At 45.3% G+C, this 2,086-nt stretch carries 2 protein-coding genes; one reads left to right on the forward strand and one right to left on the reverse strand.

Annotated elements, in window-relative coordinates; all coding sequences use genetic code 11:
* The first annotated feature begins 50 nt into the window (after nt 1–50).
* Nucleotides 51–731 carry a GLPGLI family protein gene (locus IX84_RS30960; protein ID WP_052515974.1) on the forward strand — a complete coding sequence of 227 codons (681 nt, stop codon included), beginning with the start codon at nt 51–53 and terminating at the stop codon, nt 729–731.
* A 97-nt stretch (nt 732–828) separates the two neighbouring features.
* Here the strand turns inward: IX84_RS30960 and IX84_RS12410 are convergent, their stop codons facing one another.
* A complete protein-coding gene (locus IX84_RS12410; RefSeq protein ID WP_044220381.1) occupies nt 829–2,046 on the reverse strand; it encodes an ISL3 family transposase in 1,218 nt (405 codons plus the stop codon).
* Between the last annotated feature and the right edge of the window lie 40 nt (nt 2,047–2,086).

The raw sequence follows: 2,086 nt of genomic DNA on the forward strand, positions 1-2,086 counted from the left end.
CTTTCTTTCCAATTTTCAAAGAACTTCCCGTAAAATAAAAGTGTACGGCAATGAAGTTATTAATAACCACTTTTTTGCTCCGGATACTGGTTGTTCCTATGTTCGGTCAGTTAACCATGAAGGTTACGTACGAACAAAAATTACTAATGAACGAGGCAATGGAAGATGCGCTTAGCCTAGAGCAAATCAGCAAGATGTCTAAGGGGTTTAGCGATAATATTTTTAGGTACAAGTTAGAAATTGGAGAAGGCGTCTCAAAGTATACCTTTTCAGAAAAAAGGACAACAGGAGCCCATGCGCCGTTAAGATTAACCACAATGGATTTTTTCCAGACGGATACAATAGTCATTAAAGCGCCAAGCCGGTCAAAGGAAAATAAATATAAGCGATTAGCTCCATACAGGCTATCTGATTGGAGCATCCAAAAAGAAAATACAGAAATAAAGTCCATTTTGGGGTATCGTGTGATTTGTGCTCAACTCAAGCAAGATCCCACTATCAAGGCTTGGTTCTCTCCGCAAATTCCTGTAAAAACAGGACCAGATCGGTTCGGTGGCTTGCCAGGGCTAATATTGAAAGTAGAAGGCAACCATAAATCGTGGGAGGCAGTAGCCATTGAGCAGCTAAAAACCAGTGAGCATCAAATTGCTTTTCCTTCTGGGTACACCATTTTGGAGGAAGAAGCGTGGGACAAGTGGTTAAATAAAAACAGGTCTGAATTTCTAAATTAAAGTGGTGCGCGCATGCGCATGTAGTATGTAGTTGGATTAATTAATTTATGTTCACAGGGTCTAATTTTCAGAGCATTTTATTGGCTCTTCGCCATATTTAGTGGATTTTCAAATCAAGTCCTCCGAGTTTGAAATAGATCATCAGGATGAAATTGTGTGGGTTCCGATAGCCTCTGGCAATTCTCTTTATTTCCTGAATCTTTAGGTTTACCCCCTCAGCGAAAGCATTATTAGCCAATCTTTTGAAGTAGGTCTTTATACCGTACCAATGGTCATGGAGCATATTGACAAACTCCTGGATGGGCTTGATCCCGCTGTCCCAAGCCATCTTTATCCACTCATTGAGCGGCTTGAGGCGCTTGGTGAACTGAGCCGCATCGAAAACTTCCCGGAATAGCTCTTTAAGACGGTAGGCCTGGCCCAGGTTAGGGAATGCTTCTTTTAACAAGTCCAGGCGCTGTTGCTGCTTTTGAGATAACTTGCTGGCATTGCGCAGCCATAAATACCGGCTGTGCTTGAGCGCCTCCTTGAACTGCTTTTGTTCTGCCCTTCGAATAGTATCAATGGCTTCATTAAGCTTTTTGACTAAATGAAAGCGGTCAAAAACCATCTCGGCTTGTGGCATGTAGGATTCGCAGGCTGCGATGTAGGAGCGTGACATATCTAGAGTCACCGACCGTACTGTGGTTCTGTCTGCGCCACGAGCTTCCATATCGATAAGTGCTTCGCCTACAGCTTTTTGGTCTTTGCCCAGAGATACGCCTACTACCTTTTTAGCTTGCCGGTCACATAGGATGGTCAGGTAGTTGTGCCCTTTCTTTCGTGAGGTCTCATCGACAGATAGGTCCTTGACCGCTCTTAGCTCCTGAGTAGCCAAAGCGTTGCTTACATGGCGGCCCACTATACGGCTAGCTATACGGGAATCAAAGCTGTAGTGGCGGCCAACTGCAGAGGCGCTCATGCCTTTATCCATAAGCTTTAGAACGTCAAGCTCAAACAAAAGGGTAAAGGAGCTGCCCGGCTCAGCCCAGGGCACAGCTACCAGGCGTACCTCTCCTGACTCCGTCTTCACCCGCGGCACACGTGCGTGCAGATAGCAGTCATGTTGGAAAAAACGCAGATGCCGCCAACTCCGCAATTGATGATCGTGCACAGGGCACAGCTCGCCCTCGTACTCAAATTTGACCCGCTTATGGTGGTCTACTTCAATATGGAGCTCCTTTTCTCCTTGTGCTGCATCTCGAAAGTCAATTTTCTTGATATACCACGGTGACTTTAGCGCTAGGGCTGCTGCAAATAGTTCGGTGTCTTTCATCTGCTAAAAATACAAAACCCACTATTAATGGCGAAGAGCC

The sequence above is a fragment of the Phaeodactylibacter xiamenensis genome (assembly GCF_000759025.1).
Taxonomy (GTDB): domain Bacteria; phylum Bacteroidota; class Bacteroidia; order Chitinophagales; family Saprospiraceae; genus Phaeodactylibacter; species Phaeodactylibacter xiamenensis.

Coding starts and splice junctions, on each gene's coding strand:
- IX84_RS30960 (WP_052515974.1), top strand. CDS start 51: ATGAAGTTATTAATAACCACTTTTTTGCTCCGGATACTGGTTGTTCCT.
- IX84_RS12410 (WP_044220381.1), bottom strand. CDS start 2,046: ATGAAAGACACCGAACTATTTGCAGCAGCCCTAGCGCTAAAGTCACCG.